The following is a 17,803-nucleotide window of genomic DNA, read 5'->3' as shown; positions in this document are numbered from 1 at the left end:
GAAAAAGGACCGTCCATGCTGAATAAACGCTATTTGCCGTCGATCACCGCACTGCAGTGTTTCGAGGCCGTGACCCGGCATTTGAGCTTCACCCGGGCCGCCGAAGAGCTGAACCTGACCCAGAGCGCCGTCAGCAAACAGGTCGCGCAACTCGAAGAGTTGTTGCAGCACTTGCTGTTCCGCCGGGTGCGCCGACGCCTGCAAATGACCCCGGCCGGTGATTTGTACCTGGTGGAAGTACGAAAAATCCTCACCCAGGTCGAGATGTCGACCCATTACCTGCGTTCCTACGGCGGCGAAACCGAAGTCTTGCGGGTTTCGACGCCGCCGACCTTCGGCGCACGCTGGCTGGTGCCACGTCTGAAAGGCTGGCGCCTGCGCCACCCGTCAATCCATCTGGACCTGTGCAGCGAGCAGGAAGCCGACGATTTGCTGCAAGGTCGCAGCGACCTGGCGTTCTACTTCGGCCAAGGCTCGCGGCCCGGCACCGAATGCCTGAAGCTGTTTGGCGAGGAGCTGGTGCCGGTCTGCGCGCCGGGCAGCCTGCCGGACACGCCGTTCACCGACCCTACGCAGCTCGCCGACCTCGTCCTGTTGCAAAACGCCTCGCGGCCCCAGGCCTGGCACGATTGGTTCGACAGCCAGGGCTACCACACTGAACACAGCTACCACGGCCCGCGCTTCGAAACGTTTTATATGTGCATCCGCGCCGCCCAGGTCGGCTGCGGCGTGGCGCTGTTGCCAAGGTTTTTGGTGGAAGAAGAGTTGACGGACGGCAAACTGGTTATCCCCTGGAAACACGCGATGCCAAGCACGGATGCCTATTACCTGGCGTATCCCGAGCACTCGGCGGAAGTGCCCAAGGTGCGCGATTTTGTGAAGTGGATGCTCGAGCAGATCGACAGCCCGGATGCGCCGTAGATTTGAAGCCCCGGCTAATTCTTGTGGCGAGGGAGCTTGCTCCCGTTGGGCTGCGCAGCAGTCCTGTATTGGGGGCGCTTCGCACCCCAGCAGGAGCAAGCTCCCTCGCCACAAGGATATGTACTGTCTAAAAAATCGCTGGCAATAACTGCCTCTGATATGCGCCACTAGCCCCATTCATAGAAACAGCTGAAACGTCGCGACCACAGGCCGCGGCCCGCCTGGAGAACCCCGTTATGAGCGAGAGCGTGTTTGGCGATCGCATTGTGCAGAACCTGCTCGACACCGATTTCTACAAACTGACGATGATGCAGGCGGTGCTGCACAACTACCCGAACGTGGAAGTCGAATGGGAGTTTCGTTGCCGTAACAGTGAGGATCTGCGCCCGTATCTGGCAGAAATCCGCTTCCAGATCGAACGCCTGGCCGAGTTGAGCCTGAGCGCCGACCAGTTGAGCTTCATGGAACGCATCAGCTTCATGAAGCCGGATTTCCTGCGTTTTCTCGGGCTGTTCCGCTTCAACCTGCGTTACGTCCACACGGGTATCGAAAACGGCGAGCTGTTCATCCGCCTGCGCGGGCCGTGGTTGCATGTGATTCTGTTTGAAGTACCGCTGCTTTCCATCGTCAGCGAAGTGCGCAACCGCTATCGCTACCGCGAAATTGTTCTGGAACAGGCTCGCGAGCAGCTCTACCGCAAGTTCGACTGGTTGACCGCCAACGCCAGCAGCGACGAATTGTCCGAACTGCAGGTAGCCGATTTCGGCACGCGCCGTCGCTTCTCGTTCCGCGTGCAGGAAGAAGTGGTGAACGTGCTCAAGCACGATTTCCCCGGGCGTTTCGTCGGTACCAGCAACGTGCATCTGTCACGGGAACTGGACATGAAACCTTTGGGCACCATGGCCCACGAATGGATCATGGCGCACCAGCAACTCGGTCCCCGACTGATCGACAGCCAGATTGCCGCCCTCGATTGCTGGGTGCGCGAGTATCGGGGGCTGTTGGGGATCGCCCTGACCGACTGCATCACCATGGATGCCTTTCTCAACGACTTCGACCTGTTCTTTGCCAAGCTCTTCGACGGCCTGCGCCATGACTCCGGCGATCCGGTGATCTGGGCAGAAAAGGCGATCGCCCACTATCAAAAGCTGGGCATCGACCCGATGAGCAAGACCCTGACGTTCTCCGACAGCCTGACGCTGCCAAAATCCCTGGAAATATTTCGGGCGTTGCGCGGTCGGATTAATGTCAGTTTCGGGATCGGCACCAACCTGACGTGTGATATTCCGGGTGTCGAACCGATGAGCATCGTGCTTAAAATGGCGGCCTGCAACGGCCAGCCCGTGGCAAAGATTTCCGATGAGCCTGGCAAGACTCACTGCAAAGACCCGAATTTCGTCGCCTATTTGCGACACGTTTTCAAAGTACCTGCCGCCCTTTCCAGCACATCTGGCACCACTAGCAAGGAGTGAATTCATGCAAGCCGTACAGCGTGAGATTGCTGAGCAGCTCAAGGTTCAGCCGCCATTCGCCGACCACGCCGCCCTCGAGGCCGAAGTCGCCCGGCGGGTCAGCTTCATTCAGGATTGCCTGGTCAATTCCGGGCTCAAGACCCTGGTACTCGGCATCAGCGGCGGCGTCGACTCGCTGACCGCCGGCCTGCTGGCCCAACGCGCCATGCGTGAGTTGCGCGAGCAAACCAGCGACAAAAGCTACAAGTTCATCGCCGTGCGCCTGCCTTATGAAACCCAGTTCGATGAACACGATGCCCAGGCCTCGGTGGATTTCATCGCCCCGGACGAACGTCACACCGTGAACATCGGCCCGGCGGTGAAAGCCCTGGCCAATGAAGTGGCGGCTTTCGAAGGCAAGCACGCGGTCTCGGTGGATTTCGTGCTCGGCAACACCAAGGCGCGGATGCGCATGGTCGCCCAGTACACCATCGCCGGCGCGGCGCACGGGCTGGTCATCGGTACCGACCACGCGGCGGAAGCGGTGATGGGTTTCTTCACCAAGTTCGGTGATGGCGCCTGCGACCTGGCCCCGTTGAGTGGCCTGGTGAAAAACCAGGTTCGAGACATCGCCCGCAGTTTCGGCGCGCCGGAATCGCTGGTGGAAAAAATCCCGACCGCCGACCTTGAAGACCTGTCGCCGGGCAAACCCGACGAAGCGTCCCACGGCGTGACCTATGCCGAAATCGACGCGTTCCTGCACGGCCAGCCGGTGCGTGAGGAAGCGTTCAGGATTATTTGCGATACGTATAAAAAGACCCATCACAAGCGCGTGATGCCGTTCGCGCCTTGAAGCTGCGGCGCCTGTACTGACGCCATCGCGAGCAGGCTCGCTCCCACAAGGACAACGCTGTACTTGTGGGAACGAGCCGGCTCCGGGCGGCGTTCCGACGATGATCGATGACCCGGCCTTTCGTCAGGCACAAAAAAAGCGTCCCAATCGGGACGCTTTTTTTATGTACTCGAATCGATTACTTCAGGGTAACCGTACCTTTCATCATCGAGATGTGGCCCGGGAACGAGCAGAAGAAGCCGTACTTCTCGTTAGCATCAAGCTTCGACACGTCGAAGGTCACCGAGTCGGTTTCCTTGGCACCAATGATTTTGGTGTGGGCGATGACGCGTGCATCACCTTCCGGCAGGTAGTTCTTGTCGATGCCTGCGGCCAAGCCAGCGGTGGCGATCGGCTGCATGTCAGCCTCTTTGCTCAGCACCCAGTTATGGCCCATGACGTTTTTCGGCAGGCTGCCGGAGTGAGTCAGTTCGACGGTGAAGGTCTTGCAGCTTTTGTCGATTTCAATGGCCTTGGTGTTGAAGGACATTTGATCGGTGGAGTCGACAGTGACCTTGCATTCAGCAGCCATCAGTTGGCTGCTGGCCAGTGTCAGCAGGGATACCGCAACAAGTTTGGCAAACATGGTGAATCTCCAAGGCAGGGGTTAACAAAAGTGCGAATGGACAGAAGACTGCCTGAAAACTTCGCAAGTTCCTATGACCTGAATCAAAAATTGTATACAACTTTCGGGCTATGACACCTATCGAAACAATCTACCAGCCAGACGTCTGGCCCGGCCCTATCATCAGGCCGTCATCCCTGATCTGGAGCGCCTGTCATGTCCTTTAACAGCCTGTTGCGCAGTTTGCTCGCCGCTTATGCCTGTGGCGCCAGCGGCACCTACGAAACACCTGAACGCGAAGTTTAGACCTTGGAGCGCCGCCCGCCTGCCTTTACTCTATGGCCATCCTGACCGTGGAGTAAGGCATGTCTTTAGCGTCCGTTTGTGTATTTTGCGGTGCCAGCACCGGCACCAGTCCGGCTTATCGTGAAGCGGCTGTCGCCCTCGGGCGAGCACTGGCCGAGCGCAAGCTGACCCTGGTTTATGGCGGCGGTGCCGTCGGGCTAATGGGCATCGTCGCCGATGCGGCACTGGCGGCCGGCGGCGAAGTGATCGGAATCATTCCGCAAAGCCTCAAAGACAAGGAAATCGGCCACAGCGGCCTGACTCGTCTGGAAGTGGTCGACGGCATGCATGCGCGCAAGGCGCGAATGGCCGAGCTCAGCGATGCCTTCATCGCGCTGCCCGGTGGACTGGGCACCCTGGAAGAATTGTTCGAAGTCTGGACCTGGGGCCAGCTCGGCTACCATGGCAAACCGCTCGGGTTGCTGGAAGTGAACGGTTTCTATAGCAAATTGACCGGTTTTCTTGATCATATCGTCGGCGAAGGCTTCGTTCGCGAAGCGCACCGTGACATGCTGCAAGTGAGCGAATCGCCGCAAACCCTGATCGATGCGCTGGACGCTTGGCAGCCGACAGTGGTGCCCAAATGGACAGAGCAAAAACCCAGCTAACGGCTCGGTCCCGATACAGGGCAGAATATGCGCCGCTCAACCTCACCTTCGACCCCAGAGGATCGCCCATGGCTAAACCTAATTATTCCTTCGCCAAACGTCAGAGAGACTTGGCCAAGGAGCAGAAGAAAGAGGAAAAGCTTCAGCGCAAGAAAGCTACAGCTGAAGAAGAAGCAGCAGCACTGAACCCGGATGCCGAAGGCGAAGTGGCTACAGACGAAACTGAAGCACCGAAAGATCAGGCGCCCGACGCCTGAGACCCTCAGGGCCCGATGATCTGATCAGGCCCACCGGATCTGTGTCCAGGGTCAGCAGTTCCTTGCTGACCCTCACAGGCCAATCTGAAACACCCCATCCCGAACTGACTTACACCAACCCCTGTAGGAGCGAGCCTGCTCGCGATTGCGGTGTGTCATTCAACATTCATATCGACTGACACACCGCAATCGCGAGCAGGCTCGCTCCTACAGGGGATTTTTTTAGTCCAGGGGCATCACGGTGACGCGGACCTCGGGGTCGTGATTGCCGCCCCCCAGAATCACCCCACGCAACGGCGACACATCGGAAAAATCCCGTCCCCAGGCCAAGGTGATGTGCTCCAGCGCCGGTTGCACATTGTTGGTCGGATCAAAATCCACCCAGCCCAGCACCGGGCAAAACACCGAAACCCAGGCATGCGAGGCATCGGCGCCGATCAGTCGTGGCTGGCCGGGCGGTGGCTGGGTCAGCAGGTAGCCGCTGATGTAACGCGCCGCCAGTCCACGGGAACGCACGCAAGCGAGCATCAGGTGCGCGAAGTCCTGACAGACCCCGCGCCGACGCTCCAGCACCTCCACCAGCGGCGTTGCCACTTGAGTCGCCTCGGCGTCGAAGGTGAATTCGCTGAAAATCTTCTCCATCAACGCCTGGACGCCCAGCAACAAAGGCTGTCCCGGTGGAAAACAGCTTTCCGAGAATTCGACAAAGTTGCGCTTCAGATGCACATAGGGCGATTCAAACCGGTAACGGCACGCTTCAAGTAAATCTGTAGAAAGCGGCTGACTGCTGTAGGTCAGCGCATTGCGGGTTTCTTCCCACGCGGGGGATTGATTGAAATCCAGCGTTGGCCGGGCCAGCACCTCGACCGTGAGCCGGGCGTTGACCAGCAATTCATCATGCGGCCGCTCAAACGCCAACCGGGTGAGCGGATTGCCAAATACATCCAGCTCATCCCGGCGCGAGGTCGGGTCGGGACTGATCTGCAAGTGTTGTTCAGAGCAACGCTGCCAGGCACAGACACGTGGCCACAGGTGCGCGAGTTGCTGGGCCAGGGACACCGGGCTGTCGTAGTGATAATGGGTGTCGTGGAGAATCTGGTAACGGGCGCTCATCAGACGGACACCGTGCGCTGGCTGACATCATCGACATGGGCGAAATGGCGCAAGGCCAGACGATCCGACACTTGCCCGCTGGCATCGGCGATCTCTTGCAGCAAATCGGCCAGACCGTTGATGGCGGCGCGAACGCTGGCTTCGCCGAACAGCGAGTTCTCCAGACAGCCCAGATCGAACCGCGCCAGGCGCTCCACCAGTTGCGGCAGACCGGCTTCGCGAGGCACGCCAAAATCATCGTTCAAGCGTTTCAGGGTGCGGGTCACCAGTTTTAACTGGAACAGCACCGCATGAGGGTTTTGCTCGTCGAGTAGCAAAAGATCGAGCAGCGGAATCAACTGTGCCACCGCCAGGTACCGCGAGCGGTATGTGATGCTGCTGTTGCCCAGTTCCAGCAGCCATTCCAGCCCAGCCTGATCGAAGGCACCGGCACCGCGCAGAAACGCCGCCAGGCTGGCGCTGAGAAATTGCAGACGCTCGATCCGCCGACCGATCATCAGAAAACGCCAGCCTTCATCCCGGGTCATGTCGTCCAGGGCAAAACCGGACAGTGCCGCCAGGGACATCACCAGCCGGTTGAGGAAATCCAGTAACTCGCCGAAATCCGGCTCTTCGGTTTCCAGCTCCATGGCTTCGCGCTGCAATTCCACCAGCGCCTGCCAGTTTTCCCGCGAGAGCTTGCCGCGCACTTGCGAGGCGGCCCACTGCAAGCGCTGCAAATTGGAGCGCAGGCTGAAGGGCCAATCATCGCCGAGTAACGCCGCCAACAACCGCTCGGGCAACTCACCTTCGTCTGGCAACAGATTGAGGCGCTCGCCGAGGTCGACCGCCGCTTCCAGGGCCTGCGGGTCATCGCCATCGACGTAGCGCGCCAGCATGATCCGCAGCAATCGCGCGCTGTCATCACAGCGTTCGCAATAGCGGCCAAACCAGAACAGGTTCTCGACCACCCGCGACGGCAGGTACGGATCGCGCCGAACCAGATCATGCACACCGATCGTGCGCTGGGTTTTCCATTGCTCGCCGCTCGGCGGACGATCCCCCAATACCCAGGTGTCCTTACTCGCACCACCGCGCTGCATCGACACCACTTCCGCATCCGCTTCGGCGGCCACCCGGGTCAATCCGCCCGGCAACACCCGATAACCGTCTTGACTGGCCACTGCATACATACGCATCCCAATGGCTCGCGGTTGCAGCTGACCGTCCTCGGCCTGCCAGATCGGTGCCTGGGACAATTGCGCCAACTCTTGCGCAACATATGCATAAGGCCGCGCCTGCATGCGCTCAGCCAAGGCCTGACGCTGTTTTTCACTCAAATCGCGGCCAAATACAGGGGCGAAGCTTTGCGACGGGAAGGCGGGTTTGATCAGCAATTCCGGCAGTTTCTCCAGCGCCTGGGCCAGCACCGGCGCTTCGCCACACCACCACGTCGCAATGGACGGAAGGATCAGTTCTTCGCCGAACAGGAATTGATTGATCTTCGGCAAAAAGCCGAGCAACCCCGGCGACTCGAGTACTCCGCTGCCGAGGGCATTGGCCACCAGCACGCGCCCCTGCCGCACGGCTTCGAGCAAGCCCGGCACACCGAGTGCCGAGTCGGTACGCAGTTCCAGCGGATCGCAGAAGTCATCGTCGAGCCGACGCATGATCGCGTGAACCCGACGCAGGCCACTGAGGGTCTTCAGGTAGACCGTGGCATCGCGCACCGTGAGGTCGCCGCCTTCCACCAGTGGATAACCGAGCTGGCGCGCCAGATAGAGATGTTCGAAATAGCTTTCGTTGAAACGCCCCGGCGTCAGCAGCACGATCAGTGGCGCGTCTTCATCGTTTGGCGCCTGGCGGACGAGGGTTTCCTGGAGCGTGCGGAAGAACCCGGCCAGGTGCTGCACCTTCAGGTCGCGATACAACTCGGGAAACGCTCGGGACACGATGGTGCGGTTTTCCAGCGCATAACCGGCACCGGAAGGCGCTTGAGTCCGGTCCGCCGTCACCCACCAGCGGCCATCCGGCGTGCGCGCCAGATCCACGGCGTACAAATGCAGAAAAGCCCCGTCCGGCGGCGTAATGCCCTGACAGGGCCAGAGGAAATTGTTGTGACCGAATACCAGTTCCGCCGGCAGCAGCCCTTCGGCAATCAATCGCTGCGGGCCGTAAAGGTCTGCCAGCACGGCGTTCAACAGCCGAGCTCGCTGGGCAATCCCGGCCGATAACTGCTGCCATTCATCAGCGGCAATCACATGCGGCAGCAGGTCAAGCTCCCACGGCCGATCCGCGCCCTTGGGGTCGGCGTAGACGTTGTAGGTCACGCCGTTTTCCTGGATCTGCCGGGTCAACAAAGCCTGACGCTGCACCAATTGCGCTGGCGTGCTGCGTTGCAATTGGTCGAACAACCGGCGCCAGTGGGGGCGCACGGCGCCGCTGTCGTCGAGCAGTTCGTGATAAGTGCCCGCCGTCAGCGGGTAGCGGTCAAGCAGGTCAGGCATGGAAAGCTCGGCAGACAGCAAAGAACGGTCAGACTAACGCAGGCTCATGACGCCCGGATAGACGAAAAATCCGAGCGTCGTGTACGGTTTAGAAACGTCGTAAATCGAGCGTCATCGGCAGCTCGTCATTAATTTCCAGAATCGGTATCGGAAGTTTCCCCGGGCTGTGTCCGATGCGGAAAAAACGCGCCATCCGTCGGCTCTCGGCCTCATTGGCATTCACCGGCAAGCTGTCGTAATTACGCCCGCCCGGATGGGCGACGTGGTATTGACAGCCTCCCAGCGAACGCTGCATCCAGGTGTCGAGCAGGTCGAACACCAACGGCGCGTGGACCGGGATGGTCGGTTGCAGGCAGTTGGCCGGTTGCCAGGCGCGGAAACGCACGCCGGCAACGAACTCGCCGACGCGGCCGGTTGGCTGCAACGGCACGGGAACGCCATTGCACGTCAGCAAATAACGCTGCGGTGCCAGACCGGTGAGCTTCACCTGCAAGCGTTCCAGCGACGAATCCACGTAGCGCACCGTGCCGCCGACCGCACCCTCCTCACCCAGCACATGCCAAGGCTCCAGCGCCTGACGCACTTCCAGTTCGATGCCACTGACGGCGTAATCGCCAACCTTGGGAAAACGAAATTCCAGATGCGCGGCGAACCACTCTGCGCGCACGGGATAACCGGCGGCATTGAGATCGACGATCACATCGGCGAAATCCTGCTCGATAAAGTGCGGCAACAGGAACCGGTCATGCAGCTCAGTGCCCCAGCGCGCCAGTTTCGGCGGCGCATACGGCTCGCGCCAGAACCGCGCCACCAGCGCCCGCAGCAGCAACTGTTGCGCCAGGCTCATGCGCGCATGCGGTGGCATTTCAAAGGCGCGCAACTCAAGCAATCCAAGCCGCCCCGTCGCGCCATCCGGCGAATAGAGCTTGTCGATGCAGAACTCGGCGCGGTGCGTATTGCCGGTCACGTCGATCAGCAAATTGCGCAGCAACCGGTCGACCAGCCACGGCGCACACTCCTCGCCCGGCTCCGGCATCTGGGCGAAAGCGATTTCCAGTTCGTACAAGGCATCGTTGCGCGCTTCATCGACACGCGGCGCCTGGGACGTCGGGCCGATGAACAATCCGGAAAACAAGTAGGACAAGGACGGGTGGTTATGCCAGTAACTGATCAGGCTGCGCAGCAGGTCGGGACGGCGCAGAAATGGTGAGTCAGCCGGCGTCGCGCCACCCAGAACGAAATGGTTGCCGCCGCCGGTGCCGGTGTGCCGGCCGTCGATCATGAATTTCTCGGTGGTCAGTCGGGTCTGGCGCGCTTCTTCGTAGAGGAACTCGGTGCGCTCGACCAGCTCGTCCCACGTGGCGGACGGCTGCACATTGACCTCGATCACGCCCGGGTCAGGGGTGATACGGAAGTTGCTCAGGCGCGGATCGCTCGGCGGCTCGTAGCCTTCCAGCAGCACCGGGCAATGCAGTTCCTGCGCCGTGGCCTCGATCGCGGTGACCAGTTCCAGATAATCCTCGACCCGTTCCAGCGGCGGCATGAACAGGTACAACCGACCTTCCCGTGCCTCGGCGCAGAATGCGGTGCGGGTCAGCCAGTCGGCGGATTCATCGACTTTCAGTTCCCGCTCGACCGCTTCGGCCGGTGCTCCCGGACTGTTCAACTGCTGAGTGTCTGGTAGCGAGGGGAATGCCTGATTCGGATCGTTAGGATGGATGAACGGATACTCCGCCGCTTTTACCCATGGCTGCGAGCCCAACGGAAGCCGATAGCCCAACGGTGAATCACCGGGCACCAGTCGGCAGTGCTCGTCACGCAGGTACCAGCGACCGCTCTGCCATTGATCACCCTTGGCGGTGCGCGCCAGCGGCAGGACCTGACCGATCACCTTGTCCAGGCCCTGGTTGAAGACTTTACGCAGGCGGGCCCGCTCCAGCGGTTCTTCAAGACGCGAGTCTTCGGCGCTGACGTTCAGCGGCAACGTGCCTTCGCGCCAGAGGTAATAGAAATTGTCTTCGTAGGCGGGGAAAACAAAGCGTGTCGGAATTTTCAGGCGTTCGGCGACACTCGACAGAAAACGCCCGGCCAGTTCGCCATCGGCGCCGTAGTCTTCCTGCTCATCGGCAATCAGTGCGCTGTTGTGCCAGATCGGCACGCCATCGCGCCGCCAGTAGCAGTTCAGCGACCAGCGTGGCAGTTGTTCGCCGGGATACCACTTGCCCTGACCGAAATGCACCAGGCCTTTGGGCGCGTAGTGTTTGCGCATGCGCTGGAACAGCTCGGCGGACAGCCGACGCTTGTCCGGGCCAAGTGCAGCGGTGTTCCACTCGGCGCCGTCCGGATCGTCAATGGAAACAAACGTCGGCTCGCCGCCCATGGTCAGGCGCACGTCGCCCTCCAGCAGGTCGGCGTCGATCTGCCGCCCCAGCGCCTGGATCGCCAACCACTGATCTTCGGTATAGGGCTTTGTTACTCGCGGCGCTTCCCAGATCCGCTCCACGGACATTTCGTGGGTGAACTCGCACTCGCACGGTTCCACCAGGCCACTGATCGGTGCCGCAGAGCCCGGATCGGGGCTGCACGCCAACGGAATGTGTCCTTCACCGGCAAACAGCCCTGACGTCGCGTCCAGGCCGATCCAGCCGGCACCGGGCAAATAGACCTCGCACCAGGCGTGCAAGTCGGTGAAGTCCACTTCCGTGCCCGAGGGACCGTCGAGGCTTTTGACGTCGGCCGTCAGCTGGATCAGATAACCAGAGACGAAACGCGCCGCCAGCCCGAGGTTACGCAGCAACTGCACCAGCAACCACGCCGAGTCACGGCAGGAACCGGACGCATGTTCAAGGGTGTGCTCGGGGGTTTGCACCCCCGGCTCCATGCGGATCAGGTAGCCGATGTCTTCGCTCAGGCGCTGATTGAGCGCCACGAGGAAGTCGACGCTCGGCAGCGGCGTGCGGTCGATGCCGTCCAGATAGGCCTTGAACTTCGGCGTCAGGGGCAAGGTTTCCAGGTACGGCGCCAGTTCCTTGCGCTCATCCGAGGCGTAGGTGAACGGGATCTTTTCCGCGTAGGGCTCAAGGAAGAAGTCGAACGGATTGAACACCGCCATCTCCGCCAGCAGATCGACCTCGATGCGCAGCTCAGCGGTTTTCTCCGGGAACACCAACCGCGCCAGGTAATTGCCCTGGGGGTCCTGCTGCCAGTTGATGAAATGCTGCTCGGGGGAGACTTTCAGCGCATAGGACAGAATCCGCGTGCGACTGTGGGCGGCCGGGCGCAAGCGAACGATCTGCGGACCGAGCTCGACGGCGCGGTCGTAGCGGTAATGCGTGACGTGGTGCAATGCGACATGAATCGACACGGCGTGCCTCCTGCGAGCCTTAAGCGTATTGGGAAAGCGCGCAAGACTTATGCCATCCAGCAGCGCTGGCGCTTTCTTCGATTGCTTGAGGCAGTACAGCACCAAAATCGGGCAATGCGGGAAATTGGTTTGAGAGGATTGCACGCAAATGTGGCGAGATACCTGCGATCGTTCCCACGCTCTACGTGGGAATGCAGTCCGTGACGCTCCGCGTCACTGGACGCGGAGCGTCCCTTGAGGCATTGCCACGCAGCGCGTGGGAACGATCAGCAGACAATAAAAAACGCCAACCCGAAGGTTGGCGTTCTGTTATCAGCGGTCAGCGTTTAGCGCGGCACTACCGGCTTACGCGCAGGCTTCGGTCCCTTGCCTTTGGCCGCGTCCTTGCGATCTTTGGCCGCCTGTTGGTTGCGGGCGAATGCCGCCGCCTTGGCCTGTTCACGCTTGTCCCACGGATTGCCGCCATCGCTGGCACGTGGTGGCAGGCCGGTGTGCTGGGTCAGGATCTTGGTGGTCTTTTCCCCTGCAACCTTGTGACTGCCGGCCGGCGTCGAGTTCTTGCGACGGGCGCTCTGGTAGCTGTCGGTCGCCGGCTGATGCAGCGGGATCAACTGGTTCTTGCCCGGCCCGATCAGGTCGGCGCGGCCCATGCGGGTCAACGCTTCACGCAGCATCGGCCAGCCCTTCGGGTCGTGATAACGCAAGAACGCCTTGTGCAGGCGACGCTGCTCTTCGCTCTTGACGATGGTCACGGCGTCGCTCTTGTAAGTGACCTTGCGCAGCGGGTTCTTGCCCGAATGGTACATCGCGGTGGCGGTGGCCATCGGCGACGGGTAGAACGCCTGCACCTGGTCGGCGCGGAAGCCGTTGCCCTTGAGCCACAGGGCCAGGTTCATCATGTCTTCGTCGGTGGTGCCCGGGTGGGCGGCGATGAAGTACGGAATCAGGTACTGCTCTTTCCCGGCTTCCTTGGAGTACTTCTCGAACATGCGCTTGAACTTGTCATAGCTGCCGATGCCCGGTTTCATCATCTGGTTGAGCGGACCTTCCTCGGTGTGTTCCGGGGCGATCTTCAGGTAACCGCCGACGTGGTGGGTCACCAGCTCTTTGACGTATTCCGGCGACTCGACCGCGAGGTCGTAGCGCAGACCGGACGCGATCAGGATCTTCTTCACACCCGGCAAGGCACGGGCGCTGCGGTACAGCTGAATCAGCGATGAGTGATCGGTGTTCAGGTTCGGGCAGATACCCGGGAACACGCACGACGGCTTGCGGCACGCGGATTCGATTTCCGGGCTCTTGCAGGCGATGCGGTACATGTTCGCAGTCGGGCCACCGAGGTCGGAAATCACGCCGGTGAAGCCTGGGACCTTGTCGCGGATCTCTTCGATTTCGCGAATGATCGATTCTTCGGAACGGTTCTGGATGATCCGGCCTTCGTGCTCGGTGATCGAGCAGAAGGTGCAGCCACCGAAGCAGCCACGCATGATGTTCACCGAGAAGCGGATCATGTCGTAGGCAGGAATTTTTTCCTTGCCATACGCCGGGTGCGGAACCCGTGCGTAAGGCATGCCGAACACGTAGTCCATTTCTTCAGTGGTCATCGGAATCGGCGGCGGGTTGAACCAGACGTCGACTTCGCCATGCTTCTGCACCAGGGCGCGGGCGTTGCCCGGGTTGGTTTCCAGGTGAAGCACGCGGTTGGCGTGAGCGTACAGAACCGCATCGCCACGGACTTTCTCGACCGAAGGCAGACGAATCACGGTTTTGTCGCGGGTCATTTTCGGGCTGGCCAGGATCTGCACGACCTTGGCTTCGCTCGGGTCTTCAACCGGACCTTTTTCCTGCTCGATCGCGCAGGCCTGGGTGTCCTGGGTGTTCACGTACGGGTTGATGATCTTGTCGACCTTGCCCGGACGGTCGATACGCGTGGAATCGACTTCGTACCAGTCTTTCGGCGTGTCACGACGGATGAACGCGGTGCCGCGCACGTCGGTGATGTCTTCGATCTTGTGACCGAAGGACAGACGCTGGGCGACTTCGACGATCGCACGCTCGGCGTTGCCGTAGAGCAGGATGTCGGCGCAGGCGTCGATCAGGATCGAATTGCGCACCCGGTCCTGCCAGTAATCGTAGTGGGCGATGCGACGCAGGGAAGCTTCGATGCCGCCGAGCACGATCGGTACATTCTTGTAGGCTTCCTTGCAGCGCTGGCTGTAAACCAGGCTCGCGCGGTCCGGACGTTTGCCCGCCAGGCCACCCGGGGTGTAGGCGTCATCGGAACGGATTTTCTTGTCGGCGGTGTAGCGGTTGATCATCGAATCCATGTTGCCGGCCGCGACACCGAAGAACAGGTTCGGCTCGCCGAGCTTCATGAAGTCGTCTTTGGACTGCCAGTTTGGCTGGGCAATGATCCCGACGCGGAAGCCTTGCGACTCCAGCAGCCGGCCGATGATTGCCATGCCGAACGACGGATGGTCAACGTACGCATCACCGGTGACGATGATGATGTCGCAGGAATCCCAGCCAAGCTGATCCATCTCCTCCCTGCTCATCGGCAGGAATGGCGCCGGGCCGAAACATTCGGCCCAGTACTTGGGATAGTCAAATAACGGCTTGGCTGTTTGCATGACGATGACCGGTGTTGAGATGAAAAATCGCGGGCGCGGAATATAGCACAAAAAACAACCAATTCCGACGGCTATGGTCGGAAATTGCGGCGCCCGTTTCGCGCAAAGATCCAGAGGCCAGGCGCAACCCTTGTGGCGAGGGAGCTTGCTCCCGCTGGGCAGCGAAGCGGCCCCAAAACCTTCGACCGAATTTTTCCTGACGGACCGCATTCCTCAGCTTTGCGACTGCTGCGCAGCCGAGCGGGAGCAAGCTCCCTCGCCACAGGCAAGCGTCCTGCCTGGGCGTTATTCGTCGTCGAAGTTGTAGCTGCCCGGTGCGAGGTTTTCGAAGCGGGTGTACTTGCCGATGAACGCCAGCCGCGACGTGCCGATCGGGCCGTTCCGCTGCTTGCCGATGATGATCTCGGCGATGCCTTTATGCTCGGTTTCCGGGTGGTACACCTCGTCCCGGTACACGAACATGATCACGTCAGCATCCTGCTCGATCGCTCCGGATTCCCGGAGGTCGGAGTTGATCGGCCGTTTGTTCGGTCGCTGCTCCAGGGAGCGGTTGAGCTGGGACAACGCCACCACCGGGCAGTTGAATTCCTTGGCCAGGGCCTTCAAGGAACGGGAGATCTCGGAAATCTCGTTGGTCCGGTTGTCACCGCCCGAACCCGGGATCTGCATCAATTGCAGGTAGTCGATCATGATCAGGGCGATGTCGCCGTGCTCACGCACCAGGCGTCGGGTCCGCGCACGCATTTCCGACGGGCTGATGCCGGCCGTATCGTCGATGAACAGTTTGCGATCGTTGAGCAGGTTGACCGCCGAGGTCAGGCGCGGCCAATCGTCGTCGTCCAGGCGACCGGCACGGACCTTGGTCTGGTCGATACGGCCGAGGGACGACAGCATACGCATGATCAGCGATTCGCCTGGCATCTCGAGCGAGTAGACCAGTACGCACTTGTCACTGCGCAACACGGCGTTTTCCACCAGGTTCATCGCAAAGGTGGTTTTACCCATGGATGGACGGCCGGCGACGATGATCAGGTCAGACGGTTGCAAGCCACTGGTCATTCCGTCGAGGTCGGTGTAACCGGTGGACAGACCAGTAATGGCGTTGTCGGTGTTGAACAAGGTGTCGATGCGGTCGATAGCCTTGGTCAACAGGTCATTTACACTCACCGGGCCGCCGGTCTTTGGCCGGGCCTCAGCGATCTGGAAGATCTGGCGCTCGGCTTCGTCGAGAATCTCTTCAGCGGTACGGCCTTCCGGGTTGAAGGCACTGTCGGCAATTTCGGAGGCAATGCCGATCAGTTGGCGCAAGGTTGCCCGCGCACGAACAATCTGCGCATACGCCTTGATGTTGGCGACGGACGGCGTGTTTTTCGCCAGCTCACCCAGGTATCCGAGACCACCGACCTGCGAGGTCTGACCTTCCTTGTCCAATTGCTCGGCAAGGGTCACGACGTCGATGGGGGAGTTCTGGTCGGCGAGCTTGGCGATCGCGCGGAAGATCAAACGGTGGTCATGCCGATAGAAATCGCCGTCCGACACTTGATCCAACACGCGTTCCCAGGCGTTGTTGTCCAGCATCAAACCACCGAGCACGGCCTGTTCGGCCTCGATGGAATGCGGCGGCACCTTCAGGGCAGCGGTTTGCAGATCGTATTGCTCGGGAGCGGAGATATCGTTCATGGCCACTAGAAATTGGGGGTTTCAGAAAGACAAAGGGCACGACCTGTAAACAGGATCGTGCCCGATGTTAACCGTCTGACGGGCAAGCCGCCAGCCGATCAAGTGCTGCTTAAGCTGCTACCACGACAACGCGTACGGTGGCTTCAACTTCGGCGTGCAGGTGCACGGCTACGTCGAATTCGCCTACGTTGCGGATGGTGCCGTTCGGCAGACGAACTTCGCTTTTTGCCACTTCAACGCCAGAGGCGGTCAGTGCATCAGCGATGTCGTGAGTACCGATCGAACCGAACAGCTTGCCTTCGTCACCAGCGGTGGCAGTGATAGTCACTTCCAGCTCAGCCAGTTGGGCGGCACGGCTTTCAGCCGAAGTTTTACGGTCTGCTGCGGCTTTTTCCAGCTCAGCGCGACGCTCTTCGAACGCAGCCAGGTTGGCAGCGGTCGCAGCGGTAGCTTTGCCGTAAGGCAGCAGGTAGTTACGACCGTAACCAGCCTTAACGTTTACTTTGTCACCCAGGTTGCCCAGGTTGGTGACTTTTTCCAGAAGGATCAGTTGCATGTGAAAATCCTCTTAACTTTTAACCTTCACCGTTCGCGCTATCGACGTCTTTCGGCGTCGAACGACCGCGAAAATCAATCAGGCTGTCGACGATGGCCAAGACCACCAGCAACGGATAGATCAGCTGCATGAACAGCAACAGCGTGACGTACAACCCCACCAGCCAGAACCTGGCCAGTCGCTTTTGCGCCACCAGCCCGTGAATCAGGGCCAGCCCGGCGAACACCAGCGGTACGCTGCACAACGGCGTCAACATGGCCATCTGTGGACCGATGTTCGGTCCCAGAAGCATGAACGCCAGCAGCAACATCGCTGGTAAAAGCGGGAATCGGATGGCGCGAAACTCGCGACCAAAACCACCCGGGTTGTACAACAACGCCTGCCAGTAGCGCCCGACAATCAGGCTCAGCACACTGACGATTTGCAACAAGGCCGCAATCAGGCCGGTCAGGACCGGTGCAATCAGGGACGCAAAATGCGCTTGCTCGTCTACCGACAACTTCTGGTAGACATCACCGAGTAGCGACGGCATGACTTTTATCAAAGCCTGCGCCAGCATCTCGATTTGGGGAGCAAAAACTGTCCCCAGCACCACTGCAAACACCACTCCCATCGCTATGCTGACCAGCAGCACGCGGTTCCAGGACTCGCTTGCGCGCAAAACCAACGCAAGGCTCGAAGACCCCAGCAGCACCAGAAGTGCCCGTGGGTCATCGGAGTAAAGCCACCAGATCAACGCCGGCAGCAGCCCCAGAGCAAGTACGCCAATGGCGTCCTTCAATCCGCGCCGCAGGAGCACAAGGCATCCGGCGGCAGCACCCAACCAATACAACAACGGCAGTATTGCGCATCCAGCCACTACCAGAGTGGCCTGCATACGGCCGCGCATGATGAACTCAGCTAAGGCGCGCATGCATTCAATCCTTTGCTACGTG

13 protein-coding genes are annotated in these 17,803 nt (G+C 60.4%); 5 read left to right on the top strand and 8 right to left on the bottom strand.

Translation table 11 applies throughout. The annotated features are described in order from the left end of the window. The first annotated feature begins 15 nt into the window (after window positions 1–15). The 3 genes from JIO00_RS02740 to nadE all read left to right on the top strand — a co-directional run bounded on the left by JIO00_RS02740 (window position 16) and on the right by nadE (window position 3,225). Window positions 16–921: a LysR family transcriptional regulator gene (locus tag JIO00_RS02740; RefSeq protein ID WP_200667573.1), complete on the top strand. Its 906-nt coding sequence runs from the start codon at window positions 16–18 to the stop codon at window positions 919–921. A gap of 236 nt (window positions 922–1,157) precedes the next feature. Continuing rightward, the gene (gene pncB / locus JIO00_RS02735; protein WP_010464157.1) at window positions 1,158–2,393 is read left to right on the top strand and encodes a nicotinate phosphoribosyltransferase; all 1,236 of its coding nucleotides are present in this window, start codon (window positions 1,158–1,160) and stop codon (window positions 2,391–2,393) included. 4 nt (window positions 2,394–2,397) lie between these two features. Beyond that, window positions 2,398–3,225 carry an ammonia-dependent NAD(+) synthetase gene (nadE, locus tag JIO00_RS02730; RefSeq protein ID WP_010464159.1) on the top strand — a complete coding sequence of 276 codons (828 nt, stop codon included), beginning with the start codon at window positions 2,398–2,400 and terminating at the stop codon, window positions 3,223–3,225. Between the two features lie 178 nt (window positions 3,226–3,403). Here nadE and azu read toward each other — a convergent pair whose 3' ends face one another. Beyond that, a complete protein-coding gene (gene azu, locus JIO00_RS02725; protein WP_010464166.1) occupies window positions 3,404–3,850 on the bottom strand; it encodes an azurin in 447 nt (148 codons plus the stop codon). A gap of 344 nt (window positions 3,851–4,194) precedes the next feature. Here azu and JIO00_RS02720 point away from each other — a divergent pair, with 344 nt between their 5' ends. Continuing rightward, window positions 4,195–4,782, top strand: coding sequence for a TIGR00730 family Rossman fold protein (locus JIO00_RS02720; RefSeq protein ID WP_010464168.1), 588 nt, complete (start codon window positions 4,195–4,197; stop codon window positions 4,780–4,782). Between the two features lie 68 nt (window positions 4,783–4,850). Then, a complete protein-coding gene (locus JIO00_RS02715; protein ID WP_007947526.1) occupies window positions 4,851–5,039 on the top strand; it encodes a hypothetical protein in 189 nt (62 codons plus the stop codon). A 222-nt stretch (window positions 5,040–5,261) separates the two neighbouring features. On the opposite strand, the gene JIO00_RS02710 is transcribed toward JIO00_RS02715, so the two are convergent. The 7 genes from JIO00_RS02710 to JIO00_RS02680 form a co-directional block, all read right to left on the bottom strand. Further along, on the bottom strand, window positions 5,262–6,152 hold the full coding sequence (locus tag JIO00_RS02710; RefSeq protein ID WP_083375172.1) for a transglutaminase family protein: 891 nt from the start codon (window positions 6,150–6,152) through the stop codon (window positions 5,262–5,264). Then, window positions 6,152–8,638 carry a circularly permuted type 2 ATP-grasp protein gene (locus JIO00_RS02705; protein ID WP_200667571.1) on the bottom strand — a complete coding sequence of 829 codons (2,487 nt, stop codon included), beginning with the start codon at window positions 8,636–8,638 and terminating at the stop codon, window positions 6,152–6,154. Before JIO00_RS02705 ends, JIO00_RS02710 begins: the two co-directional genes overlap by 1 nt. Window positions 8,639–8,726: 88 nt before the next feature. After that, a complete protein-coding gene (locus JIO00_RS02700; RefSeq protein WP_200667569.1) occupies window positions 8,727–12,002 on the bottom strand; it encodes a transglutaminase family protein in 3,276 nt (1,091 codons plus the stop codon). A 326-nt stretch (window positions 12,003–12,328) separates the two neighbouring features. Further along, window positions 12,329–14,632 (bottom strand): YgiQ family radical SAM protein, encoded by a 2,304-nt coding sequence (locus JIO00_RS02695; protein WP_077748929.1) that lies wholly within the window; start codon window positions 14,630–14,632, stop codon window positions 12,329–12,331. Between the two features lie 285 nt (window positions 14,633–14,917). Next, window positions 14,918–16,312 (bottom strand): replicative DNA helicase, encoded by a 1,395-nt coding sequence (gene dnaB / locus JIO00_RS02690; protein ID WP_010464182.1) that lies wholly within the window; start codon window positions 16,310–16,312, stop codon window positions 14,918–14,920. Window positions 16,313–16,421: 109 nt separating this feature from the next. Beyond that, window positions 16,422–16,868: a 50S ribosomal protein L9 gene (gene rplI / locus JIO00_RS02685; RefSeq protein ID WP_003197251.1), complete on the bottom strand. Its 447-nt coding sequence runs from the start codon at window positions 16,866–16,868 to the stop codon at window positions 16,422–16,424. Between the two features lie 19 nt (window positions 16,869–16,887). Further along, window positions 16,888–17,781, bottom strand: coding sequence for a hypothetical protein (locus JIO00_RS02680; protein ID WP_010464187.1), 894 nt, complete (start codon window positions 17,779–17,781; stop codon window positions 16,888–16,890). Window positions 17,782–17,803: the final 22 nt, after the last annotated feature.

The organism is Pseudomonas sp. SW-3 (assembly GCF_016615645.1).
Lineage (GTDB): Bacteria > Pseudomonadota > Gammaproteobacteria > Pseudomonadales > Pseudomonadaceae > Aquipseudomonas > Aquipseudomonas mandelii.
This window is presented reverse-complemented; position numbering and strand designations above follow the sequence as displayed.

Excerpts from the sequence above, each read along its gene's own strand:
- JIO00_RS02740 (WP_200667573.1), top strand. The coding sequence starts at position 16 with ATGCTGAATAAACGCTATTTGCCGTCGATCACCGCACTGCAGTGTTTC.
- JIO00_RS02705 (WP_200667571.1), bottom strand. The coding sequence starts at position 8,638 with ATGCCTGACCTGCTTGACCGCTACCCGCTGACGGCGGGCACTTATCAC.
- JIO00_RS02720 (WP_010464168.1), top strand. The coding sequence starts at position 4,195 with ATGTCTTTAGCGTCCGTTTGTGTATTTTGCGGTGCCAGCACCGGCACC.
- JIO00_RS02680 (WP_010464187.1), bottom strand. The coding sequence starts at position 17,781 with ATGCGCGCCTTAGCTGAGTTCATCATGCGCGGCCGTATGCAGGCCACT.
- dnaB (WP_010464182.1), bottom strand. The coding sequence starts at position 16,312 with ATGAACGATATCTCCGCTCCCGAGCAATACGATCTGCAAACCGCTGCC.
- JIO00_RS02695 (WP_077748929.1), bottom strand. The coding sequence starts at position 14,632 with ATGCAAACAGCCAAGCCGTTATTTGACTATCCCAAGTACTGGGCCGAA.
- pncB (WP_010464157.1), top strand. The coding sequence starts at position 1,158 with ATGAGCGAGAGCGTGTTTGGCGATCGCATTGTGCAGAACCTGCTCGAC.
- JIO00_RS02715 (WP_007947526.1), top strand. The coding sequence starts at position 4,851 with ATGGCTAAACCTAATTATTCCTTCGCCAAACGTCAGAGAGACTTGGCC.
- nadE (WP_010464159.1), top strand. The coding sequence starts at position 2,398 with ATGCAAGCCGTACAGCGTGAGATTGCTGAGCAGCTCAAGGTTCAGCCG.
- JIO00_RS02710 (WP_083375172.1), bottom strand. The coding sequence starts at position 6,152 with ATGAGCGCCCGTTACCAGATTCTCCACGACACCCATTATCACTACGAC.
- azu (WP_010464166.1), bottom strand. The coding sequence starts at position 3,850 with ATGTTTGCCAAACTTGTTGCGGTATCCCTGCTGACACTGGCCAGCAGC.
- rplI (WP_003197251.1), bottom strand. The coding sequence starts at position 16,868 with ATGCAACTGATCCTTCTGGAAAAAGTCACCAACCTGGGCAACCTGGGT.